The organism is Acinetobacter brisouii (assembly GCF_008993995.1).
GTDB lineage: Bacteria > Pseudomonadota > Gammaproteobacteria > Pseudomonadales > Moraxellaceae > Acinetobacter > Acinetobacter brisouii_A.
This window is the reverse complement of sequence record NZ_BKNN01000204.1, coordinates 1-255: the sequence shown is the minus strand read 5'-3', so window position 1 is coordinate 255 and position 255 is coordinate 1. Positions and strand designations below refer to the sequence as shown.

At 42.4% G+C, this 255-nt stretch carries 1 pseudogene; it reads left to right on the top strand.

The annotated features are described in order from the left end of the window. Positions 1–255 (top strand): annotated as a pseudogene (locus GBN19_RS15670) (IS4 family transposase); the annotation flags it as partial.

Sequence of the window (255 nt, the reverse complement as noted above, 5' to 3'; positions counted from 1 at the left end):
TCTATGCCACATACACAAGAAAACTTGAATCACTTTGGCTCATCGAAAGGTAAAAACGCTTCTGCTCCTTATCCTCAAGTGAGGGCAACCTGCTTGGTGAATACCAATACGCATGAAATCATCGATGTTCAACTCGGCAGTATGGATCAGGGAGAACTGACTTTAGCCAGTCAACTTAAAGCGCCTGCTCAAAGTATCACTTTATTTGATCGCGCTTATTTCTCCGCTAATTTTCTCATCAATTGGCATTCCCAA